General features: G+C 63.8%; 28 protein-coding genes. 11 read left to right on the forward strand and 17 right to left on the reverse strand.

Features of this window, described 5'->3' with window-relative positions:
* Positions 1 to 38: 38 nt before the first annotated feature.
* On the reverse strand, positions 39 to 1238 hold the full coding sequence (gene sucC / locus VF617_RS10770; RefSeq protein WP_331014889.1) for an ADP-forming succinate--CoA ligase subunit beta: 1200 nt from the start codon (positions 1236 to 1238) through the stop codon (positions 39 to 41).
* 118 nt (positions 1239 to 1356) lie between these two features.
* Between sucC and VF617_RS10775 the strand changes: the two genes are divergently transcribed.
* The 3 genes from VF617_RS10775 (at position 1357) to VF617_RS10785 (ending at position 4485) form a co-directional block, all read left to right on the forward strand.
* Positions 1357 to 1845: a sterol desaturase family protein gene (locus tag VF617_RS10775; protein WP_331014890.1), complete on the forward strand. Its 489-nt coding sequence runs from the start codon at positions 1357 to 1359 to the stop codon at positions 1843 to 1845.
* 33 nt (positions 1846 to 1878) lie between these two features.
* Positions 1879 to 2274, forward strand: coding sequence for a peptide-methionine (R)-S-oxide reductase MsrB (msrB, locus tag VF617_RS10780; RefSeq protein ID WP_331014891.1), 396 nt, complete (start codon positions 1879 to 1881; stop codon positions 2272 to 2274).
* Positions 2275 to 2421: 147 nt separating this feature from the next.
* Positions 2422 to 4485 (forward strand): transglycosylase domain-containing protein, encoded by a 2064-nt coding sequence (locus tag VF617_RS10785; RefSeq protein ID WP_414714020.1) that lies wholly within the window; start codon positions 2422 to 2424, stop codon positions 4483 to 4485.
* On the opposite strand, the gene VF617_RS10790 is transcribed toward VF617_RS10785, so the two are convergent.
* The 3 genes from VF617_RS10790 to VF617_RS10800 all read right to left on the reverse strand — a co-directional run bounded on the left by VF617_RS10790 (position 4464) and on the right by VF617_RS10800 (position 6084).
* A complete protein-coding gene (locus tag VF617_RS10790; protein ID WP_331014928.1) occupies positions 4464 to 5090 on the reverse strand; it encodes a SprT family zinc-dependent metalloprotease in 627 nt (208 codons plus the stop codon). The two genes, VF617_RS10785 and VF617_RS10790, sit on opposite strands and share 22 nt — an antisense overlap.
* Before the next feature lie 62 nt (positions 5091 to 5152).
* Positions 5153 to 5599: a YcgN family cysteine cluster protein gene (locus VF617_RS10795; protein ID WP_331014892.1), complete on the reverse strand. Its 447-nt coding sequence runs from the start codon at positions 5597 to 5599 to the stop codon at positions 5153 to 5155.
* The gene (locus VF617_RS10800) at positions 5587 to 6084 is read right to left on the reverse strand and encodes an SCO family protein (protein ID WP_331014893.1); all 498 of its coding nucleotides are present in this window, start codon (positions 6082 to 6084) and stop codon (positions 5587 to 5589) included. Before VF617_RS10800 ends, VF617_RS10795 begins: the two co-directional genes overlap by 13 nt.
* A 162-nt stretch (positions 6085 to 6246) precedes the next feature.
* Here VF617_RS10800 and VF617_RS10805 point away from each other — a divergent pair, with 162 nt between their 5' ends.
* A complete protein-coding gene (locus VF617_RS10805; protein WP_331014894.1) occupies positions 6247 to 6846 on the forward strand; it encodes an ankyrin repeat domain-containing protein in 600 nt (199 codons plus the stop codon).
* Between the two features lie 52 nt (positions 6847 to 6898).
* Here VF617_RS10805 and VF617_RS10810 read toward each other — a convergent pair whose 3' ends face one another.
* The 11 genes from VF617_RS10810 to VF617_RS10860 all read right to left on the reverse strand — a co-directional run bounded on the left by VF617_RS10810 (position 6899) and on the right by VF617_RS10860 (position 13659).
* A complete protein-coding gene (locus tag VF617_RS10810) occupies positions 6899 to 7381 on the reverse strand; it encodes an MmcB family DNA repair protein (RefSeq protein ID WP_331014895.1) in 483 nt (160 codons plus the stop codon).
* Positions 7382 to 7430: 49 nt separating this feature from the next.
* On the reverse strand, positions 7431 to 8066 hold the full coding sequence (locus VF617_RS10815; protein ID WP_331014896.1) for a cell wall hydrolase: 636 nt from the start codon (positions 8064 to 8066) through the stop codon (positions 7431 to 7433).
* A gap of 149 nt (positions 8067 to 8215) precedes the next feature.
* Complete coding sequence (locus VF617_RS10820; protein WP_331014897.1) at positions 8216 to 8554, reverse strand: DUF1491 family protein; 339 nt, start codon at positions 8552 to 8554, stop codon at positions 8216 to 8218.
* Positions 8554 to 9021, reverse strand: coding sequence for a PaaI family thioesterase (locus VF617_RS10825; RefSeq protein WP_331014929.1), 468 nt, complete (start codon positions 9019 to 9021; stop codon positions 8554 to 8556). The genes VF617_RS10820 and VF617_RS10825 overlap by 1 nt, the downstream gene beginning before the upstream one ends.
* Entirely contained in the window at positions 9014 to 9481 is a 468-nt protein-coding gene (locus VF617_RS10830; protein ID WP_331014898.1) for a PTS sugar transporter subunit IIA, read from the reverse strand. Before VF617_RS10830 ends, VF617_RS10825 begins: the two co-directional genes overlap by 8 nt.
* Positions 9482 to 9500: 19 nt before the next feature.
* Positions 9501 to 10088 carry a ribosome hibernation-promoting factor, HPF/YfiA family gene (gene hpf, locus VF617_RS10835; protein ID WP_331014899.1) on the reverse strand — a complete coding sequence of 196 codons (588 nt, stop codon included), beginning with the start codon at positions 10086 to 10088 and terminating at the stop codon, positions 9501 to 9503.
* A gap of 53 nt (positions 10089 to 10141) precedes the next feature.
* Positions 10142 to 10834, reverse strand: coding sequence for a DNA polymerase III subunit epsilon (dnaQ, locus tag VF617_RS10840; RefSeq protein WP_331014900.1), 693 nt, complete (start codon positions 10832 to 10834; stop codon positions 10142 to 10144).
* Positions 10835 to 10840: 6 nt separating this feature from the next.
* Positions 10841 to 11434 carry a dephospho-CoA kinase gene (gene coaE, locus VF617_RS10845; protein ID WP_331014901.1) on the reverse strand — a complete coding sequence of 198 codons (594 nt, stop codon included), beginning with the start codon at positions 11432 to 11434 and terminating at the stop codon, positions 10841 to 10843.
* A 10-nt stretch (positions 11435 to 11444) separates the two neighbouring features.
* Complete coding sequence (gene aroE / locus VF617_RS10850) at positions 11445 to 12248, reverse strand: shikimate dehydrogenase (protein ID WP_331014902.1); 804 nt, start codon at positions 12246 to 12248, stop codon at positions 11445 to 11447.
* The gene (locus tag VF617_RS10855; protein ID WP_331014903.1) at positions 12245 to 12841 is read right to left on the reverse strand and encodes a nucleoside triphosphate pyrophosphatase; all 597 of its coding nucleotides are present in this window, start codon (positions 12839 to 12841) and stop codon (positions 12245 to 12247) included. Before VF617_RS10855 ends, aroE begins: the two co-directional genes overlap by 4 nt.
* Positions 12838 to 13659, reverse strand: coding sequence for a pyruvate, water dikinase regulatory protein (locus VF617_RS10860; protein ID WP_331014930.1), 822 nt, complete (start codon positions 13657 to 13659; stop codon positions 12838 to 12840). Before VF617_RS10860 ends, VF617_RS10855 begins: the two co-directional genes overlap by 4 nt.
* Before the next feature lie 343 nt (positions 13660 to 14002).
* Between VF617_RS10860 and hemE the strand changes: the two genes are divergently transcribed.
* The 5 genes from hemE (at position 14003) to VF617_RS10885 (ending at position 18037) form a co-directional block, all read left to right on the forward strand.
* On the forward strand, positions 14003 to 14986 hold the full coding sequence (gene hemE / locus VF617_RS10865; protein WP_331014931.1) for a uroporphyrinogen decarboxylase: 984 nt from the start codon (positions 14003 to 14005) through the stop codon (positions 14984 to 14986).
* On the forward strand, positions 14983 to 15435 hold the full coding sequence (locus VF617_RS10870) for a CopD family protein (RefSeq protein ID WP_331014904.1): 453 nt from the start codon (positions 14983 to 14985) through the stop codon (positions 15433 to 15435). The genes hemE and VF617_RS10870 overlap by 4 nt, the downstream gene beginning before the upstream one ends.
* A gap of 10 nt (positions 15436 to 15445) precedes the next feature.
* On the forward strand, positions 15446 to 15793 hold the full coding sequence (locus VF617_RS10875) for a hypothetical protein (protein WP_331014905.1): 348 nt from the start codon (positions 15446 to 15448) through the stop codon (positions 15791 to 15793).
* Between the two features lie 166 nt (positions 15794 to 15959).
* Entirely contained in the window at positions 15960 to 17216 is a 1257-nt protein-coding gene (gene rho / locus VF617_RS10880) for a transcription termination factor Rho (RefSeq protein ID WP_331014906.1), read from the forward strand.
* 116 nt (positions 17217 to 17332) lie between these two features.
* On the forward strand, positions 17333 to 18037 hold the full coding sequence (locus VF617_RS10885; RefSeq protein ID WP_331014907.1) for a YjbE family putative metal transport protein: 705 nt from the start codon (positions 17333 to 17335) through the stop codon (positions 18035 to 18037).
* Here the strand turns inward: VF617_RS10885 and VF617_RS10890 are convergent.
* Both VF617_RS10890 and VF617_RS10895 read right to left on the reverse strand, forming a co-directional pair.
* Positions 18034 to 18729, reverse strand: coding sequence for a dienelactone hydrolase family protein (locus VF617_RS10890; RefSeq protein ID WP_331014908.1), 696 nt, complete (start codon positions 18727 to 18729; stop codon positions 18034 to 18036). The genes VF617_RS10885 and VF617_RS10890 overlap by 4 nt on opposite strands.
* The gene (locus VF617_RS10895; protein WP_331014909.1) at positions 18726 to 19211 is read right to left on the reverse strand and encodes a methylated-DNA--[protein]-cysteine S-methyltransferase; all 486 of its coding nucleotides are present in this window, start codon (positions 19209 to 19211) and stop codon (positions 18726 to 18728) included. Before VF617_RS10895 ends, VF617_RS10890 begins: the two co-directional genes overlap by 4 nt.
* Before the next feature lie 48 nt (positions 19212 to 19259).
* Here VF617_RS10895 and VF617_RS10900 point away from each other — a divergent pair, with 48 nt between their 5' ends.
* Both VF617_RS10900 and mnmE read left to right on the forward strand, forming a co-directional pair.
* A complete protein-coding gene (locus VF617_RS10900) occupies positions 19260 to 19493 on the forward strand; it encodes a DUF6489 family protein (protein ID WP_331014910.1) in 234 nt (77 codons plus the stop codon).
* Positions 19490 to 20782 (forward strand): tRNA uridine-5-carboxymethylaminomethyl(34) synthesis GTPase MnmE, encoded by a 1293-nt coding sequence (gene mnmE / locus VF617_RS10905; protein WP_331014911.1) that lies wholly within the window; start codon positions 19490 to 19492, stop codon positions 20780 to 20782. The genes VF617_RS10900 and mnmE overlap by 4 nt, the downstream gene beginning before the upstream one ends.
* Positions 20783 to 20789: the final 7 nt, after the last annotated feature.

Here is a 20789-nt window from a genome sequence, read left to right on the forward strand (position 1 = left end):
AGCTTGGCGCCCGCCGTGCGGGCTTCATGCCAAGCGCTTTATGCGGCTTTCTTCACTTCCGCGACGATCTTCTGTGCCGCATCGCCAAGATCGTTGGCTGCGACGATGGGCAACCCGCTTTGGGCGAGTATGTCCTTGCCCTGCTCGACATTGGTGCCTTCCAGCCGGACGACAAGGGGGACCTGGAGGTTCACCTCCTTCGCCGCCGCGACGATGCCGTCGGCAATGATGTCGCACTTCATAATGCCGCCGAAGATGTTGACGAGGATGCCCTTCACCGCCGGGTCGGACAGGATGATCTTGAACGCCGCGGTCACCTTCTCCTTGTTGGCGCCGCCGCCGACGTCGAGGAAGTTGGCCGGGAACATGCCGTTCAGCTTGATGATGTCCATGGTCGCCATCGCCAGGCCGGCGCCGTTGACCATGCAGCCGATATCGCCATCCAGCTTGATATAGGCCAGGTCGTATTTCGAGGCTTCCAACTCTGCGGGATCTTCTTCGGTCTCGTCGCGCAACTCCATCAGATCCTTGTGGCGGAACATCGCATTGCCGTCGAACGCGACCTTGGCGTCGAGCACTAGCAGCTGGCCGTCGTCGGTAACGGCGAGCGGGTTGATCTCGATCTGCTCGGCATCGGTGCCCAGGAAGGCATCGTAGAGCTTGGACGCGACGTTCGCCGCCTGCTTCGCGAGATCGCCGGTCAGCTCGAGCGCGGCTGCAACGGCGCGGCCGTGATGTGGCATGAAGCCCGTCGCCTGATCGATATCGATGCTCTGGATCTTCTCCGGCGTGTCGTGCGCGACGGCCTCGATATCCATGCCGCCCTCCGTCGAAGCGACCATCGAGACGCGGCCCGTCGCTCTGTTGACCAGCAATGCGAGGTAGAATTCCTTGGCGATGTCGACTCCGTCGGTCACGTAGAGGCGATTGACTTGCTTGCCCGCATCGCCGGTCTGGATCGTCACCAGCGTATTGCCGAGCATGTCCCGCGCGGCGGCGCGGACTTCGTCCTCGGTGCGCGCCAGGCGGACGCCGCCTTTGGCGTCCGGGCTCAATTCCTTGAACTTGCCCTTTCCGCGGCCGCCGGCATGAATTTGCGCCTTGACCACAAAAAGGGGCCCGGGAAGCCTTTTAGAGGCGTCAACAGCCTCCTCGACGCTCAGTGCGGCAAAGCCTGCGGGTACCGGCACGCCGAACTTGGCGAGCAATTCCTTGGCCTGATATTCGTGGATGTTCATGGGAGCGGCGAGTCCTCGCTTTTTCGAAGATCGGGAATGGCCCGCCTAAAGCACAGGCTCCCACGTGAATCCACCCCTGCAGGCTCGCAGACGCAGCAAAGCCGACTATATCACACCCATGAATCCTGGGATTGGCATCTTCCTGTTCTTCTCCACGATCGTCGCGATGGAAGGTTTCGCCTACGCCATGCATCGCTGGGTAATGCATGGGCCGGGCTGGTTCCTCCATGCGAGCCATCACCGCCCCCGCACCAGCAATTGGGAATATAACGACCTCTATGCGGTGATTTTCGCGATTCCCTCGATCTTGCTGCTCTATGGCGGAGTCCATCTCGGCTGGTGGCCGGGCTGGGCGTGGATCGGCGCCGGAATTGCCGGCTATGGCGCGATTTATTTCGGCTTTCACGACATCATCGTCCATAAAAGGCTGCCGCACCGATATGTCCCGCGTTCGCCTTACATGAAGCGGATAGTCCAGGCGCATCGGCTGCATCACGCAGTGGAGAGCAAGCAGGGAGCAGTGAGCTTCGGCTTTCTCTGGGCGCCCCCGGCCGATGCGCTCAAGCGCCAACTCAAGTTGATCGGGATTAACGCGAAGCCGGATTGACGCGCGCCGGCGCGGCGCACAATGCCTTGCTCCATGGAGCATCTCAACCTGCCCGAATCCGAGTGGCGCAAGCGACTGAGCCCGGAACAATATGTCGTGCTGCGTGAAGCCGGCACCGAACGTGCCTTTGCCGGGCGCTTCACCGATAACAAGGCCGACGGAGTCTATCTGTGCGCAGGCTGCAAGCTCGAATTGTTCGACAGCGCCGACAAGTTCGATTCGGGATCGGGCTGGCCGAGCTTCACGCAACCCGTCGCAGCGGAGCATGTGGTCGAGCATTCGGACGTCAGCCACGGCATGCGCCGCGTCGAAGTGCGCTGCGCGCGCTGTGACGGGCATCAGGGGCATGTGTTCCCAGACGGACCGCCGCCCACCGGCCTGCGCTATTGCATCAATTCGGTGAGCATGGATTTCCGTTCACGCGAGTGAAACCGGTTTAGGGTTAGCGATGGGCCTTCCGGCTTCCGATCCTTGTGAGCCGCAGGAATAGGGCTTAATCCCCCCGCCGTGGCTTCGAACCTTCCCGTCATCATCCGCAACAAGCCCTGGTGGCGCGATTCCGCAAAGTGGAAGCGGATCGGCTTCTGGGGAGCGATCGGATCGGCAGCCCTCGCCGCAGTCGCGTTCATCGTCCTGCTGATCGCGGTCTTCTCGACCAAGGCGTCCCTGCCCAGCTTCGACGAGCTCAAATCCTCTCCAAACGGGCAGATGATCCGCGTCCATGCCGCTGACGGCACCGTGCTCGTCTCGATGGGGCCGAGCTATGGCGAGTGGGTCAGCTACGACGCGATCCCCAAGGTGATGAAGGACGCCATCGTCGCAGTGGAGGATCGCCGTTTCGAATCGCATTGGGGCGTCGATCTGTGGGGCCTGGCGCGCGCCGTGCGCACCGGTATCGCCAATCGCGGATCCGGCCGGCGCCTGCAGGGCGCATCGACTATCACGCAACAGGTGGCGCGCACGATCTTCCTTTCGAACAAATACGATCTCGGCCGCAAGCTGCGCGAAGGCGTGCTGGCGCTGGCGATGGAGCGAAAATTCTCGAAGGAACAGATCCTCGAGCTCTATCTCAACAAGGTCTATTTCGGCGGCGGCGCTTATGGGATCGACGCCGCGGGGCGCAAATTCTTCGGGCACGCCGCAGACAAGCTTTCGCTTGCCGAAGCCGCCATTATCGCCGGACTGGTAAAGGCGCCCTCGCATTATTCGCCCACTGCGGATGCCGAGGCCGCAGTCGGCCGCGCCAGCGTGGTGCTCGACGTCATGGCCGAGACGGGCAAGATCAGCCACGCGACGGCGGGGGCGACCGACCCGCGCACGGTCAAGCTCGCCCCCGAGCCCAAGCAGAACAGCGTGCGCTATTTCACCGATTGGGCGCTCCCGCAGCTCGAAGTGCTGATCGACGAGACCGATGCGCCGCTGGAAGTGTGGACCACGCTCGACCTGGGCATGCAGCGCGCCGCCGACGACGCGATCCGGGCCAATTCTCCGGGCAGTGCACAGGGAGCCCTGGTCAGCCTTGACCGCGACGGTGCCGTGCGCGCGATGGTCGGTGGCAAGGATTATGTCGCCTCGATCTACAATCGCGCCACCCAGGCGACTCGCCAGCCCGGTTCGGCCTTCAAGCTGTTCGTCTATCTAGCCGCGCTTGAGGCTGGCCACCGCCCCGACGATATGGTCGTCGATGAGCCGGTGACGATCCGCGGCTGGACGCCGCGCAACAATTCGGGGCGCAATTCGGGAGAGATGAGCCTACGCTCGGCCTTTGCCTATTCGATCAACACCATCGCAGCGAAGCTCGGCCAGGAAGTAGGGTTCGGCACGATCGCCGATATGGCGCGACGCTTTGGCATCACCACTCCGGTGGATACCCACCCGGCAATGGTGCTCGGCACTTCCGACGTTCGGCTGATCGACATGACTCGCGCCTTCGCCTCGGTCGCGAGCAAGGGCGTCGCCATAGCGCCCTACGGGATCACCCGCGTCACTGCGAATGGCGCCGTGATTTACAGCCATGAAGTCGATACCAGCCACGTCCTCGTCGCGCCCTACGTCGCCGCGCAGATGACCGATCTGCTCCAGACCGCGGTCAACACCGGCACCGGCAAGGCCGCGCAGATCGGTCGTCCGGTCGCGGGCAAGACCGGCACTACGACGTCGAACAAGGACGGCTGGTTCGTGGGCTTCTCATCGGGGCTCACCACGGGCGTTTGGATGGGCCGGGACGATGCAAGGGTTGTACCCGGGCTTCAGGGCGGCACCGCCCCCGCGCGCGCCTTTCAGAATTTCATGGTGAAGGCGGTGGCGCGCCGCCCGGTCGAGCAATTCGAGACCAAGGTGACCTTGCCCGAATGGCAGATCGAGCCCGAGGACAATGCCTATTATGAAGCGCCGGACAACGGCTTGTTCGTAGATGAGGACGGAAATCCGTTGCCCCGCGAACAGGAGCCCGACAAGGGCCGCCCGCCTGAAGATCGGATCGATCAGGATTGGCTCGACCGGATGACGGGGAATGAGCCCCCGGCACCGCAGCCCGCACCCACCCGCGCGCCTCCGCCGCGCCAGCAGACCATTCCCGCCCCCTCCCAACCGCGCGAGGAGTCCCCGCGCGGGGAAGATCAGGAACGCCCGACCCAGTGAAGCGCCGCGCCGTTTTTGCGTAGCCATGCGCGCGCCGGGGCGGGATCGGCCTCAAAGAGCTGCTCGACCAGCCGATGGAACGCAGGCGAATGGTTCATGTGAACGCGGTGCGCGACTTCGTGGGCGACCGTGGCGCGCCGCACCAGGCTCGGCGCGAGGATCAGCCGCCAGCTATAGCGAATCGCTCCTGATGCGGCGCAGCTTCCCCAGCGCCCGCGCGGATCACCGACTCCCACTCGACTCACCGTAACGCCCGCGCGCGCCGCATATTCCGCGGTCTCTTCGCTCAGGACGCGCAGTGCCTCGCGCTTGAGCCAGCGCTCCACGCGGCGCTCGAGTCCTTCGCGCGGGCCGCCGCACAGCAGCCGGTCGTCGTCCAGCAACGGCGTCCGCCCGGTGGTGGTTGGCCAGACGATCTGGATCTCGGCATCCTCCAGCGGTATCCGCGCGCCCGGCTCGAACGGCCGCATTTCCGGCAGCCGCGCGCGCTGGGCGCGAATCCATTCCGCCTGTTCTTCGGCCCAGGCCAGCCCCTTGCGCAGCGAAGCGCGCGGCGGAAGCGTCAGCCGCACGGCCCCTGAGCGCGGATCCACCGCCAGCCGCATCCGCCGCGAACGCGCGTTTCGAATCACCTCCACCCCTGTCGCCAGCTCGGTCGAGGAATCACTCAAAGCTCGCGGTCCACCAGATGGTGCTCGAAATCGCCGGCATCGTCCTCGCTGATGGTCCAGCCGCGAGTCGATTCGCCCGCCGCATGCACCGCTTCGGGATCGCCCGACACGAGATAATGCCAGCCTGGCAGCTGCTCGCCATTGGCGCGCAGCCGATAAGCGCAGGTGCGCGGCAGCCATTCGATCCCGGCGACATTGCCGGAATTGAGCCGCACGCATTCCGAGACATAAGCGTGGCGGTGTTTGTAATCGCTGCACCGGCCCATGCGGCGATCGAGCAGGCGGCATGCGACGTTGGTGGCGTGCAGCTCGCCGGTTTCCTCGTCCTCGAGCTTGTGGACGCAGCATTTTCCGCAGCCGTCGCAGAGAGCTTCCCACTGCGCCCGGTCCAGCTTCGCCAGCGGCACGTCTTCCCAGAATCGCCCGCCGGTCACGGAACCCAATGCCTTACTTGGTCGGCGATCGCTTGCGCGTCTTTTTCGAGCGGCAAGGACGTGATGGGCTTGCCCTCCCCGTCCATCAGATATGCTATCTGCGTGTGACCGATCAGATAGGATTCCCCAGCGGGTTCCTTGCGGAACGCCACCGCATAATCCCTGGCCACCTTGGTGATCGCGTCCAGGCTTCCCGTCAGGCCCGTGAATCGCGGATGGAATTGCCCGACATATTGCTTGATCACTGCCGGCGTATCCCGTTCCGGATCCAGCGAGACGAAGATCGGCGCTACCTTTGCCGACACCTTTGGATCGCTCTTGTCGAGCAGCTTCAATGCCTGCCCCAGCTTGAGCATGTCGGTCGGGCAGATATCGGGGCAGAACGTGTAGCCGAAATAGACGATTCGCCACTTGCCGGCGAAGTCCATGTCGCGAACGGTCCCGCCGTTCTGATCGGTGAGCGCAAATGCGCCGCCGATCCGGGCGCCAGCCAAAGGCGGCTCTTCTGCGGGACCCCCACATGCGGCCAGCGCAAGGGCGCATGCGATCGCGACGGTTTGAAATATCCTATTCATGGCGCGGCCAGCCATGATCTGGTAGGAGCGCGCTGGCAAGTTTCATGCCGGCAAGGGGTTTGGCATATCATGATCGTTCGCATGTTTAGCGCCGCGGCGGCGGCCGCATTCCTGGCCGCCGGGGTTCCGGCATCCGCCCAGCAGATGTCGGACAGCTACGACTTTCTCGAAGCCGTGCGTGACCGTGACGGCAACAAGGTACAGGGTTTCCTGGCCGACAAGTCCAAGCGCATCGTCAATGCGCGCAGCCGAAACGCCGCAGCCGAAGGCGCGCTGCACATTGCGGCCAATCGCAGCGATTCGCTGTATCTACGGGTCATTCTCCAGCAGGACGACGCCAACCCGAACCTTCAGGACGGACGGGGCAACACCGCGCTGATTCTCGCCGCCGGCCGTAGCTGGCAGGAAGGCGTCGAAATCCTGATCCGCTATAAGGCCAATGTGAACCTGGCCAATCAGAGCGGCGAGACTCCCCTGATCCGCGCTGTGCAGGTTCATAATGTCGAGATCGCCGAGGCATTGCTCAAGGCGGGTGCCGACCCGGACCGCAGCGACAACATATCGGGCAAGTCCGCCCGCGATTATGCGCTTGAGAGCACGCGCTGGCCGGCAATGGTCAAGCTGCTGACCAATGCCGCCAAGGTGCGCGGTGCCGCCGGCGCGGCAGGCCCCCGGCTTTAGAGCTCTGGAGCCGTTCGGCAGACGCACCGCTTCACGCAAGTCCGAACAAACTCTAAAAGAGCTGCTCGGCCTCCGGATCCATCAGATGGATCACTCGGCGCGCGGCCCGGCGCGCAAAGGCCAGTGTGCATCTCTTGCGCGTCGCCAGGGCGAGCGGCACGGTGGCGGCTTCGCGTGCAACCGCCGCGTCATAGCGGTCCGCGACCAGGATTCCCGCCCGCCCCGGCAAGAAGCAATCCTGCTCTAACGGGCGCAGATCGAACCCTTCGGGGACGGCCCAGAAGAAGCGGTCGCAATGCGCGAGATAGTCGTTCCACTTGCAATCGCCGAGCAGATCCGCGCGGGAGACCTTGATTTCCACGATGACGATGTTGCCGCGTGCGTCGATTGCCATCAGGTCGGCGCGACGGCCGCCATCCAGCGGCACTTCCGCGATAGCCACGCAATCGTGGCGCAGCAGCATGCGCGTGACGCCGCGCGCGACGTCCCCGGCGGCAAGGGGAAGGTCAGATATGGAAACAGCCGGGAAGGTCATCCCCGGCTGCTAGAACATTAAGGGAACGTGGGGAAGACCCGCGGTCACTTCAGCGGTAGAAGACGTGATTGCCGACGGTGCCGACGCGCGCGCGCTTCCAGCCAGGGCTTACATAGCGTGCATGGAAATAGAGCGCGTTCGCGACAGGGCTGTCCCACAGATCCTTCTGCGCGACTTGGGCCACCGCGAGCGCCTTGCGCCACTGGGCATTGGCCGGCGGAGTCGGCAACTGGCCACCGCGCACAAAAGAGAATTGGCCGCGCTGCTTGATTACCGAGCAGACCGTACGCGGGAAACGGCCCGAAGTCGTGCGGTTGAGGATCACCTCAGCCACTGCGAGTTGACCGGCAAGCGGCTCACCTTTCGATTCATAATAGACGCCGATCGCCAGGCAATTGAGTTCGCTGTTCATCAATGCGGGGGCGTCCTGCGCGGCCACTGCGGCGGAAAGGGTAGCGAAATCATCGTCTTCCGGTTCTGCGGGCAGGGCCTGTACGATCTCTGCTGAGCGCGGGATTGCCGTCGCGCTGGCTTCCGGAGCGGGAACCACATGGTGGTCCTGGGTGTTTATTAGCTGAACCGGAACATCCTGGATCAGCGTCGCGTCGAGTGTAGCGGCGTTGGCGATCGCGCCTGCGCAAAAGGTCACAGCCGCAATCAATGCGGCGCGTGGCAAAAACTTCATCGTCAATCATTACTATGCGGTGGTGCGCGGCACGGCCCTTCAAATACGGGCCGCCGGGCTTCCCCCGACTGCGTAACCGTTCGATCCCTGACCTCGACCGGCACAACGCGTTTCAAGTGCGTGCCCCTTTCCTTCGCAGGTGCACAATGTCAACCATCGCCGATCGTTTCAGCGGCGAACCGTTCTGCCGATGCGATATCCAGTTCGATCACCCATAAATCCGAATCGCGCTCCCGGCGACGGCGCCAATATGCGGTCGCTGCGCCCTCGTTTGCGATTTCAGCCGGACCGGAGGATATAAGAGAAGCTCTCCCGTCAGGACCAACCCCGCGTTCGAAGAACCGCGGATTGGCGCCGCGTTCCAGGGTTAGTAACAGGATGCCCCCGGCGGTTATGTCGCCTCGCGCCAGAACCATGACCGATCCGCCTGCCGTTTCGGCCGCGCGAATCAGTGCGCTGACCATAACGCCGGTCGCGAGTCGCGCCATCAGGGCGCCCGATAGCCGGGAAGGCCTGCCAGTGCGATGCTCGATCGCATGAAGGTCCCCGTGCCGCGTGCGGCTTCCTCGCCGGTCGCGTCGATCAGCCGGGCCTCTGCGACGAACACGCGGCGCTGTCCGCTCACCCAGCGCCCCTCCGCCACTACTGGTCCTTCGATGAGCGGCTTGGTGAAGAGCAGGTTGAAGGCGGTAGTGAGAAGGAAGCGGTCGGTCACCAGGCTGTTCGCCGCGTAAAAGGCCGCGTCGTCGAGCATCTTGAAATAGCTCGTTCCGTGCGCCGCGCCGGCCGCATGAAAATAGCGGCTGTCGAGCGTGAACCGGATTCGAGCGATGCCGCCCTCGGGTATTTCGAGTGCGGAATCGAACAAGCGATTGATCGGCGCCGCTGCATATAGCGCCTCTAACGCCCGGAAATGCGCCTCGGCGCCCCTCGGCTCTGGTGCCTCCTCAGGCAGCGTCTCGCGCCTCGACGCCCGCAAGCAAAGCCACAAGCGCGTCCTGCGATCCCGCGCCGCGCAGCTTTGCCGCGAAGTTTCGGTCGCGCAGCCGGCGCGAAACACAAGCAAGCGCTTTCAGATGCTCCGCCCCGGCATCCACCGGCGAGAGCAACATGAACACCAGATCGACCGGCAGATCATCAACTGCGTCGAAATCCACTGCCTTTGGAAGGCGCGTGAAGACGCCGCGGACGCGCTTGAGCCCCTCAAGCTTGCCGTGCGGTATCGCGATGCCCCCACCAAAGCCCGTCGAGCCGAGCTTCTCGCGCTCGGCAAGCCGCGCCGCGACCGAGGGGGCATCCACGTCATAAGCGCGCGCCGCAGCTGCTCCCAATTGCTGAAACAGAGCCTTCTTGCTGGCTGCGCTCATGCTCGCGACGATTGCCTTGGGCACGAGCAGGTCGCTGATCTCGGTCATGATGCGCTCGGAACGACTATTATGCCGATGCGCGGTTGGGCTCGACCCAGCCGATGGTGCCATCGCCGCGACGATAGACCATATTGTGCGCGCCGGTTCCGCTATTCTTGAACAACAGCGCGTTGGTATTGCGCAAGTCGAGCATCATGACGGCGTCAGAAACTGTCGCTTCGGGCACATCCACGCGAGTTTCCGCAACGATCAGCGGCGCCTCTGGGACTTCCTCGGCCTCGGCTTCCTCACGGAACAGCGTATAGCCCGCATTGTCATATGCGCCGTTCTCGACAAATGCGTTGACTGCCCCGTTCTGGCGGTCCTTCAGGCGGCGCGTGTAGCGGCGAAGCTGCTTGTCGATCCGATCGGCCGCGCCATCGAATGCGCCTTCGGCCTTCTGGCCGGCATTTGCGGACTTGAGGACCAGTCCCTGCATCACGTGCATCACGATGTCGCACGTGAAGCCGTGATCGTGGGGGCCCTTGCCGAAGGTCACGTGAGACGAGAGCGCGCGTGAAAAATATTTACCGGCGATGGCCTGAAGCCGGTCGGTGACCTGCGTCTTCAGCGCATCGCCCGTATCGACCTGGTGCCCAGAAACCCGGATATCCATCAATTACCTCCGCCGTTGCGAGGGGCGCGACCTAGATATGCATTGCTGGCCCGTCAACCGGACGCTGCCATGCCCCAGAGCGGCTCCTCCATCCCAGAGAGAAAGGCTGCGTGGCGTGCAAGTTCCGCCTCGGGCACAGCAAAAAGGCGAGCCGGGCGGACATGCACTCGAGTCGAGGCCTCGGCCGGAGTCTGGCGCATTACCGGCGTATCGACCGCAAGCCCGAGCGTGATCTGCCGCCCGCCCGTCAGCTCGACATAGACTTGGGCAAGCAAATGGGCATCGACGAGCGCGCCATGGAGCTGGCGCTGGCTCAGATCGATCCCATAACGCGAGCAAAGCGCGTCCAGGCTATGTTTCGCCCCCGGATGACGGCTGCGCGCGAGAGTCAGCGTGTCGATCATCCGCTCGGGGCCGCAATGCGGCCGCCCGCACAGCGCCAGTTCGCCATTCAGAAAGCTGAAGTCGAACCCCGCATTGTGCGCAACCAGCGGGCAATCGCCGAGGAATTCGAGCAGGTCCTCGGCGATATCGTGGAACCCCGGCTTGTCGGCAAGGAAGCGGTCGCTCAGCCCGTGGACGTTGAACGCCTCGATCGGCATCGGCCGCTTCGGGTTGACGTAAGTATGGAAGGTCCGCCCGGTCGCCACTCGATTATGAAGCTCGACGCAGCCGATCTCGACAATGCGGTCGCCGCCCGGAAAGCTGAGTCCCGTGGTTTCGGTGTCGAACACGATTTCGCGCATGCCGCCTTATCCTCCTCGCGGCCCAGCGAGGCAAGCGATCAGGCGATCTATTTGCGCGCGGGTCGCTTCGAGCGGCTCGCCGGTATCGATGACGAAATCGGCGCGCGCGCGTTTTTCGGCGTCGGGCAATTGCTTGGCGAGGATTGCTTCGAAGCGGGCGCCCGTCATGCCCGGCCGCGCGAGCACACGCGCCCGCTGCACTTCGGCGGGCGCCGAGACCACTGCCACCTTGTCGGCCTTTTCCCAGCCCCCGGTTTCGAACAACAGGGGAATGTCGAGCACCACCAAGGGCGCACGCTGGTTCGCCGCAAGGAAGGCAGCACGCGACTGCGCGACCGCCGGGTGCACGAGCGCTTCAAGGCGGGCGAAGGCTTGCGCATTGCCGATGACTGCCTCGCCCAATGCGACACGGTTTACTCCTTCCGAACTCGTCGTGCCGGGAAACGCCGCCTCGATCGTGCCAACCAATGCGCCGCCCGGCCCCTGGAGCCGGTGCACTTCGGCATCGGCGTCGAACACGGGTATTCCCGCATCCTCGAACATGCGCGCCACGGTCGATTTCCCCATCCCGATCGATCCGGTGAGGCCCAAAATGATCATAAGCGTAGGATCATGACGTCAAAATCGCCCGCAGCTCCTCGTCGCGATCGCGCGGCGGCTCGGCTCCGAAGAACAGTTCGAACGCCAACGCGGCCTGGCCGACCAGCATATCCAGCCCATCGACGGTATCGAGCTCGCGCGCGCGCGCCTGGGCCAGCAGATCGGTCTCGAGCGGCGCGTAGACGATGTCATAGACCAATGCGTCTTCCGGAAGCGGCGACAGATCGATCACCAGCGGCGGCTGCCCCGCCATTCCCAGGGCGCTGGCATTGACCACCAGCCCCGCCGGCGGCAGCGGCGAACCGAGCGGCACTGCGTCGCCCTTGAGGCCGAAGCTTGAGAGCAACGCCGCAGCCTTTAGCACATTGCGGTTCATCACCGTCACGCGTCCGATTCCCAGCTTGGACAATGCGAACAGAATCGCCCGCGCCGCTCCCCCTGCGCCGATCACCACTGCATGTGCGCCTTCGAGTTCCAACCCTGCAATCGGCGCATAAAAGCCGCCCGCATCGGTATTGGTCCCGATCAGCGTTTCGCCGTCGCGGATCACGGTGTTGACCGCCCCGATCGTGTCCCGAAGCCCGCCGCGGTCCTCGGCCAGTTGGAGCGCGGCCTGCTTGTGCGGGATCGTGATGTTGCACCCGCGCCATTCCGGATCGGCACGCCGCGATTCGAAATAGGCCGGCAGCTCCTCCGGGGTCACGTGCACTGCGCGATATTCGGCGGAGATGCCCAACGCCTTCAACCAGAAGCCATGGATCGCAGGCGATTTGGAATGCCCGATCGGATCCCCGATAACCTCGGCATAGATCATGACATCAGCACCCCGCGCGTGCGGCAATAATCGAGCACGGGGACCAGCGGCAGGCCCAGAATGGTGAAATGGCTGCCCTCGACCTTGCTGAACAGCTGGACACCGGGCCCTTCGATCCTGAAGCAGCCCACGCAGCCGCCGATCGCCGGCCATTCCGCGTCCAGATATTCCTCGATGAAACCCTCCGACAGGATGCGCACATGCAGCTTCGCGCGATCGACGAAGCGCCAGACCGGCTGGCCGTTCTCGGCAATCACCGCCGCGCTGTACAGATCGTGCGCAGCGCCCGACATCCGGCGCAAATGCTCTGCGGCCTGGTCACGGCTTGCCGGCTTGTCCAGCAGCAGCCCGTCGGCGAGCGCCACCACCGAATCGCTTCCCAGCACCAGCGCGCCGGGCGCCATCCGCGAAACCTTGAGCGCCTTCAGCTCCGCCAGTGCATCGGCAAGATCCCGCGCGCCCATCCCCCCGGCGATCAGCGATTCCTTTGCCGAAGCCTCGTCCACTTGCGCGGCCACGGCTTCGAAGGGCACGCCCGCTGCCTCCAGCATTGCGCGTCGCGAGGCGCTTTGCGAGGCAAGCACCAGCTTCATTCGGTGCTTCCCGCAAGCGCGCGCTCGTTGCAGAGCTGGATGATCGCCGCCGCGGTCTCTTCGATCGATCGGCGCGTCACGTCGATCACCGGCCAGCCATTGTCGGCGAACATCCGCCGCGCAAAGGCGATTTCGCGCTGCACCGAATCCTGATCGACATAGCTTGTCTCGGGACTCTGGTTGAGAGAGAGCAGCCGGTTGCGCCGGATCGCCACCAGCCGGTCGGCGCTGGTCGTCAGCCCCACCACGAGCGGATGTTTGAGCGAATAGAGCGCGGCCGGCGGCGGAGATTCGACGACGATGGGAATGTTCGCGGTCTTGTAGCCGCGATTCGCGAGATAGATCGAAGTCGGCGTCTTGGAAGAGCGCGACACGCCTGCGAGCACGATATCGGCCTCTTCCCAATTCTCCCACCCGATCCCGTCGTCATGCGCGATCGTGAACTGGATGGCATCGACACGGGCGAAATAGGCGGCATCAAGCATGTGCTGGCGCCCGGGCCGCGCCTTGGCTTCCTGGCCGAGCAGGCTCGACAATGCGTGGCTCACCGAATCGAGCGGCGCGATCGCCGGGAGCCCCATCGCGCGGCAGCGGCTTTCGAGCGTGCGGCGGGTCGCGCTATTGACCAGCGTGAAGATAACCAGTCCCGGATTCTGCGCGATTTCCGCCAGGATGCGTTCGAGATGCGCTTCGCTGCGCACCATTGGCCAGAAATGCCGCAGCGTCTCCACATCGTCGAATTGGGCCAGCGCCGCCTTGGCGATGTTCTCCAGCGTCTCACCGGTCGAATCGGAGAGCAGGTGGAGATGCAGCTTCATGCGGCTGTGGAGCGAATTGTGGAAAACATCACGCACAGCCGCTAGCGCAACCTGGCGTCGAACCCAAGTACTCGGACTCATGCGAGTCCGCTGGCTTTCGTCCACAACCGTATCCACAATCACAGGATCCGATCCACAGGCTGTGGAAATTGGGGACCGAACGGGCGAATCCGGGGGCTTCCGCGGGCCGTGCGGAGTCAAGCTGTTGGCAATCTCCGGACGAGCGCATAAGCCCCGGCTTCCACGCCCCTACTGCCTACAACAATCTCTAGATTCTCTTCTTTATAGTAATAGGAAAGAGGCCCTTCGCTTGCTGTCCCCCAAGCCTTTGCTCGCTACGCTCATGGGCGAGCGACAGGATGTTCCCCCGGTGTGGCTGATGCGCCAGGCGGGCCGCTATCTACCCGAATATCGCGCGCTCAGGGCTGAGAAGGGCGGTTTTCTCGCATTGGTCAATGATAGCGAGGCCGCGGCCGAGATCACGCTCCAGCCGATCCGACGCTTCGGCATGGATGGCGCGATTCTCTTCTCCGATATCCTGATGGTGCCCTTGGCGCTGGGCCAGGATTTGTGGTTCGAGACGGGCGAGGGTCCGCGGCTCGCGCCCAAGCTGGTCGCGCGGGACGTGCTTGACGGCTTGGCGCCGAATATGGCGGCGCTCGATCCGGTCTACGAAACGGTGCGCCGAGTGAAAGCCATGCTCGATCCCTCGGTCACGCTTTTGGGATTCGCCGGCAGCCCCTGGACGGTCGCCACTTATATGATCGCCGGACAGGGCAGCCGCGAACAGGCCGAAGCCCGGCGGCTCGCTTATGCCGATCCGGGGCTGATGCAGGCGCTGGTGGATTGCATCACGCATTGCACGATCGATTATCTGCAGGGGCAGATCGATGCGGGAGTCGAGGCGATCCAATTGTTCGATAGCTGGGCGGGCAGCCTCAGCCCCGCGCAATTCGAGCAATGGGTGATCGCGCCCAACGCCCGCATCGCCGCAGCGTTCAAGGGGAAGGTTCCGGTGATCGGGTTTCCTAAGGGCGCTGGAGGGAAACTCGCAGCTTATGCTCGGGAAACCGGAGTCGATGCCCTTGGTCTTGATGAGACGGTCGATCCGGCATGGGCGCATGCCAATCTCCCCGCCGACCTTCCTGTCCAGGGCAATCTCGACCCACTTGCGTTGATCGCAGGCGGCGAAACGCTCGATACGGCAATCGACAGGATCCTCGCGGCATTTGCCGATCGTCCGCACGTCTTCAACCTGGGACACGGTATCCAGCAGGATACGCCGATTGATCGGGTCGAACATGTGCTCAGGAGGATCCGGGGATGATTGGCTGGTTGGACGCCGCCTATCTCTGGGTCAAAGCTGCGCACATCATCTTCGTCATCTTCTGGATGGCAGGGCTATTCCTGCTGCCGCGCTACCTGGTGCATCATCAGGAAGCGCTGGGGAGCCCGCAGGCGGCCGAATGGACCAAGCGGGAGGAATTGCTCCGGCGGATGATCCTCACCCCCTCTATCCTTGTCGTATGGCTGCTGGGGCTCGCTCTCGCAGTGAACCTGGGACTGTTCGATGGCGGCGAGGGCCTGGGGTGGCTCCACGCCAAGCTGCTGCTCGTGTTCGGACTATCGGGCTATCACGGTTGGGCGGTTGGCTATTCGAAGAAGCTGTCGGCCGGACAAGGCAGAATCCCTTCGCGCACTTTGCGCATGGTCGGGGAAATTCCCGCGCTGGCGGTCACGGCAATTGTGATACTGGCGGTGGTGAAGCCTTTTTGAGATCGGAGTGATGGGCATGTTGTTTTCGCTGATGCTGGCCTTTGCCATGCCCCAGGATGCCGCGGTCGCGAACAATGCCGATTTGCAGTGCATGGCGCTGTTTTCCGCGAGCACTGCGGAGGCGCCAGAGGACAAGCAGGCGGGGCTGGTCGCGGGCACGATGTTTTTCTACGGCAAGATCAGCGGCCGCTCGCCCAGACTCGATGTGGAAGCCGAGATGTTCAAACTGTTGACCGCGGACCCCCGCGGCGAGGGCCTGGAGAAAAACCGGCAACGATGCGCCGGAGAAATGAAGCAGCACGGCGACCTTCTGATCGCGATGGGGCAACGCATGGTCGAGTCCTCGAAAGGACAATGACGCTCGGGCAACCGTAAAGCCTCTCCGAGCCGGTTGACTTGGAGGGAGTGCGCTCCTAATTCGCTCAAGCATGCCGGGTCCTCCGGCGCATTCCTTCCAGCATCGATTAGTCCGCGCCCCGCGCCGACCGACGCTCTCTCCCCCAGAACCATCCGGACGCGCGCTCATGCATCTCAAGGACCTCAAGAAGAAACCCCCCGCCGAACTGGTCGAGATGGCCGAGGAGCTTGGCGTCGAGAGCGCTTCTACGCTCCGCAAGCAGGATTTGCTGTTCGCGATTCTCAAGATTCAGGCCGACAATGGCGATCAGATCATGGGCGAAGGCACGATCGAAGTGCTCCCCGACGGGTTCGGCTTCCTGCGCTCTCCCCAGGCCAATTATCTCGCCGGCCCCGACGATATCTACATATCGCCCAACCAGGTCCGCAAATTCGGCCTGCGTACCGGGGATACGGTGGAAGGCGAAATCCGCGGGCCCAAGGACGGAGAGCGCTATTTTGCGCTGACTCGCCTGGTATCGGTCAATTTCGACGATCCCGATGCGGTCCGCCACCGCGTCAATTTCGACAATCTCACGCCGCTTTATCCCGAGCAGAAGCTGACGCTCGATCCCGAGGATCCCACCGTCAAGGACAAGTCGGCGCGCGTGATCGACATCATCAGTCCCCAGGGCAAGGGCCAGCGGACGCTCATCGTAGCACCGCCCCGCGTCGGCAAGACGGTGATGCTCCAGAACATCGCCAAGGCGATCACCGACAATCACCCCGAGGTCTTCCTGATCGTTCTGCTCATCGACGAGCGGCCCGAGGAAGTCACCGACATGCAGCGCTCGGTGAAGGGCGAAGTCGTCTCCTCGACCTTCGACGAGCCCGCGACGCGCCACGTTCAAGTCGCTGAAATGGTTATCGAAAAAGCCAAGCGCTTAGTCGAGCACAAGAAGGATGTCGTCATCCTGCTCGATTCCATCACGCGCCTCGGCCGCGCTTACAACACCGTCGTGCCGAGCTCGGGCAAGGTCCTGACCGGCGGCGTCGATGCGAATGCCTTGCAGCGCCCCAAGCGATTCTTCGGCGCCGCGCGCAATATCGAGGAAGGCGGGTCGCTCTCGATCATCGCCACTGCGCTGATCGACACCGGCAGCCGCATGGACGAGGTTATCTTCGAAGAGTTCAAGGGCACCGGCAATTCAGAAATCGTCCTCGATCGCAAGGTTGCGGACAAGCGCATCTTCCCCGCTCTCGACGTTGGCAAGTCGGGCACCCGCAAGGAAGAGCTGCTGGTCGACAAGACCAAGCTCTCCAAGATGTGGGTGCTGCGCCGCATCCTCATGCAGATGGGCACGATCGACGCGATGGAATTCCTTCTCGACAAGATGAAGGATTCCAAGACCAACGAGGACTTCTTCGACTCGATGAACAGCTGAGAACGCCCTGGATTGGAGAAGCTAAGCCGGGACTCGTTCCAGCTCGGCGGGCGGGCGTAGCCCGATCGACGCGACACGGGCTTTGCTCGTGTCGCCTAGCACGCTAGGGCCAATCCATGATCGACCTCGTTATCGCCGCCGAACCCATGTCGCTCTCCTGGCTCTGGTCCCAGATCGTCAGCGATTTCGCCAATATCGGCAGCGCGTCGGCGATGGCTGCGTTCGGCACCGTGGTGTTGCTCGATATCGCGCTCGCCGGCGACAATGCGATCATCGTCGGAGCGCTGGCCGCGGGCCTGCCTTCGGATCAGCGCAAAAAGGTCATCGCAATCGGCATCCTTGCCGCGTTGCTCCTGCGCATCGTGTTCGCGGTGGCGGTGCTCTACGGGCTTGAGAGCTTCAAGCAATATGGCTTGGTGTTCGGCGGCGGGCTGTTGCTGTTTTGGGTTGCCTGGAAGATGTATCGTGAGTTGCGGCCCGCCGGCCAGTCTCAGGGCTCGCCCGAAGTCGAAGGCGACGAGAGTTCAGGACTTCGCCCCGCGAGGAGTTTCGCCGCCGCCGCTTGGGCGGTTGCCGTTGCCGACGTATCGATGAGCCTCGACAACGTCCTCGCAGTCGCCGGCGCCGCCCGCGAGCATCCCGGTATCATGGTGATCGGCCTAGTGCTCTCGGTGGCGCTGATGGGAATCGCGGCAAATGTCATCGCCAAATATATCGAGCGCTACAGCTGGATCGCCTGGGTAGGCTTGATCATCATTGTCTATGTGGGCGGCAAGATGATCTACGAAGGCTGGCACGACATGGCGCCGCTCTTCGCCTAGCCAAGCACTTCCGCGAAAAATTCGGCCGTTCTTCTGTCCGCAAGCTGTGCCGCGTCTTCCGAGCGCCGCTTGCCCATTTCAGCGGCGAAGCCATGATCCTCACCCGGATAGTCGAAGATCCGAACCTTCGGGTGATCGTCCAGTCCTTCGTGCATCCTGGCCTGGATGTCGGGCGTCACGAAGTGATCGGCCCCGGCAATGTGGAGCAGCACCGGATTTGTGATTGCGTGCCTCTCGCCCAGCAAATTGTCGATTCCCACGCCATAATAGCCGACACAGGCATCGACATCGGTGCGCGCGGCGGTCATGAAAGCGAGCCGCCCGCCCAGGCAATAGCCCGCCACGCCCACTTTTCGTGCGCCGCTTTCCGCACGCGCCGCGCGGATCGTCGCCTCGATGTCGCGCACTCCGGCATCCTGGTCGAACCTGCCCATCAGGACCAGGGCCGCCTGGAATTGCTCGGGCACGTCGGGGTCTAGCTGAATCCCTGGCTCGAGCCGCCAGAAAAGATCGGGCGCCATTGCGAGATACCCGGCGGCGGACCAGTCGTCGCATTTCTTGCGGATGCCGGGGTTCACGCCGAAAATCTCCTGGATCACGATAATCGCGCCGCGCGGCGCTCCCTCCGGCTTGGCCAGATAGCCTTCGAAAGCGCCGCTGCCGTCGAACGGCTCGATGCGCATCATGCTCATAGCAATGTCTTTCCCGAATGAAGCCGCTCGTGATCGAGCAGCCAGGATTTGGTTCTGGGACCCTCGCCAGCCGAATAGCGTTCCGGTGCGCCGCCCGAGGAAAGCACGCGGTGGCAGGGCACGACGATCGGGAAAGGATTGCGCGAACAAAGCTGGCCGATCGCGCGGGAGGCGGATCCCAGCCGCTGCGCCAGAATTCCATAAGTCACGGTCTCGCCATAGCCGACCTGGATCAGCCCTTGCCGCAGCGTCAGCCCGCGCGGCGTCGGGGGAAGGGCCAGTGCAAGATCGAAGCATTGAAGCGCCCCGGCGAACCACGCTTCGAGCTGCTCCGCCGCGGCGATGACCGCGGGACCGTCAGGCCGTCGAGGCGCTTCGCGCTCCGTGAGGATGTTAATTGCGTGGACCGTCCCGGCATCGCCCGTGATCCGGATCGATCCGATGGGCGTTGTCAGGATGGCCATGTCGGGGGCATAGGTCATTCGGACAGACTAGCAGCCGCGTGGCGGCACTCAAGGGAGACCAGCCCCATGAAGATCAATGTGGAAGTCGATTGCACTCCCGAGGAGGCACGCCGCTTCATGGGCCTGCCCGATCTCACGCCGGTCCATGACGTGTACGTGAAAATGATGCGCGAAGCCGTGGAAAATCAAACAAATCCTGAAGCATTCCAGCAGCTTATGCAAAGCTGGTCGCCGATGGGCGAGGCTGGGATGAATTTCTGGAAGGGCCTTTTCGAAGCCGGAACCAAGCCGGGCAAGTGAGCGATACGATCTTCGCGGTGTCTAGCGGCGCGCCGCCCGCCGCAATCGCCGTCCTTCGCTTGAGCGGGGCAGGGGCGTTCGACGCAGCGGAGCGCCTGGCAGGAAGCCTGCCCGAGTCCCGAACCGTCGCCCTGCGTTCGCTGCGCGACCCGGCTAGCGGCGAATTGCTCGATCGCGCATTGGTGGTGGTTTTCCCCGGACCCGCAAGCGCTACTGGCGAGGATATCGCCGAACTTCACCTACACGGCGGTCGGGCAGTGGTTCGAGCGGTGGAGGCCGTAATCTCCGTGCTGCCCGGCATGCGCCCCGCCGCGCCGGGCGAGTTCACGCGCCGCGCCCTTGCCAATGGCCGCATCGACCTCAGCGAAGCTGAGGGGCTGGGCGATCTCCTGAGTGCGGAAACTGAGGGCCAGCGCCGCGCCGCGCTGCTTTCGGCGGAAGGCGTGCTGCGCCGTGAAGTGGAAGGATGGGGGGGGCGCGCGCTTTCGCTCGCCGCGCAGGTCGAGGCGCTGCTCGATCACAGCGACGAGGATGATGTGGCAGAGGGGGTCGATTCGCTGAATGCGATCCATGCCGCCGCGGCTGCGCTCGCTGCCGATATCAGGACGGTCACGGATCGCCCGCCGGTCGAGCGATTGCGTGATGGCCTTCGCGTCGTGCTCGCGGGTCCGCCCAATGCCGGCAAGTCCACCTTGCTCAATGCGATGACGGAGCGGGACGCTGCGATCGTCTCGCCGATAGCGGGCACGACGCGTGACCGGATCGAAGCGCCGGTCGTGCGCAATGGCTTCGCCTGGCTGCTGATCGACACCGCCGGCCTCACCGCTACGCCCAGCGACGCGATCGAGGCGATCGGAGTCGCGCGCGCGCGGGCTTCGCTGGGCGCGGCCGACATTCTTTTATGGCTGGGCGATCAAGCTCCACCACCGCATCCGCAAGCCCTGTGGCTCCATGCCCGCGCGGATATGCCGGAAAGGGTCCCCAACGCCCAGGCTGATCTGGCGGTCTCGGCTGCGACCGGCGAAGGAGTCGCGGTGCTGTGGGGCCGGCTGGAGCGCTTGGCGGCGGGCCTTTTGCCTCCGTCAGACCTGCTTGCCCTCAACAGCCGCCAGCGCGATCTATGCTCCGCTGCATCGGCTGCTATCAGCGCTGCGACAAGGGAGCAGGACCTCTTGCTCGTCGCCGAGCATATGCGGACGGCACTCCGCGCATTTGATGCAATCACGGGGCGTGCGGGGGTAGAAGCAATGCTCGACGCGCTTTTCGACCGCTTCTGCGTCGGCAAATAGTGCGTTC

It is taken from the genome of Sphingomonas sp. (assembly GCF_036388215.1).
GTDB lineage: Bacteria > Pseudomonadota > Alphaproteobacteria > Sphingomonadales > Sphingomonadaceae > Sphingomonas.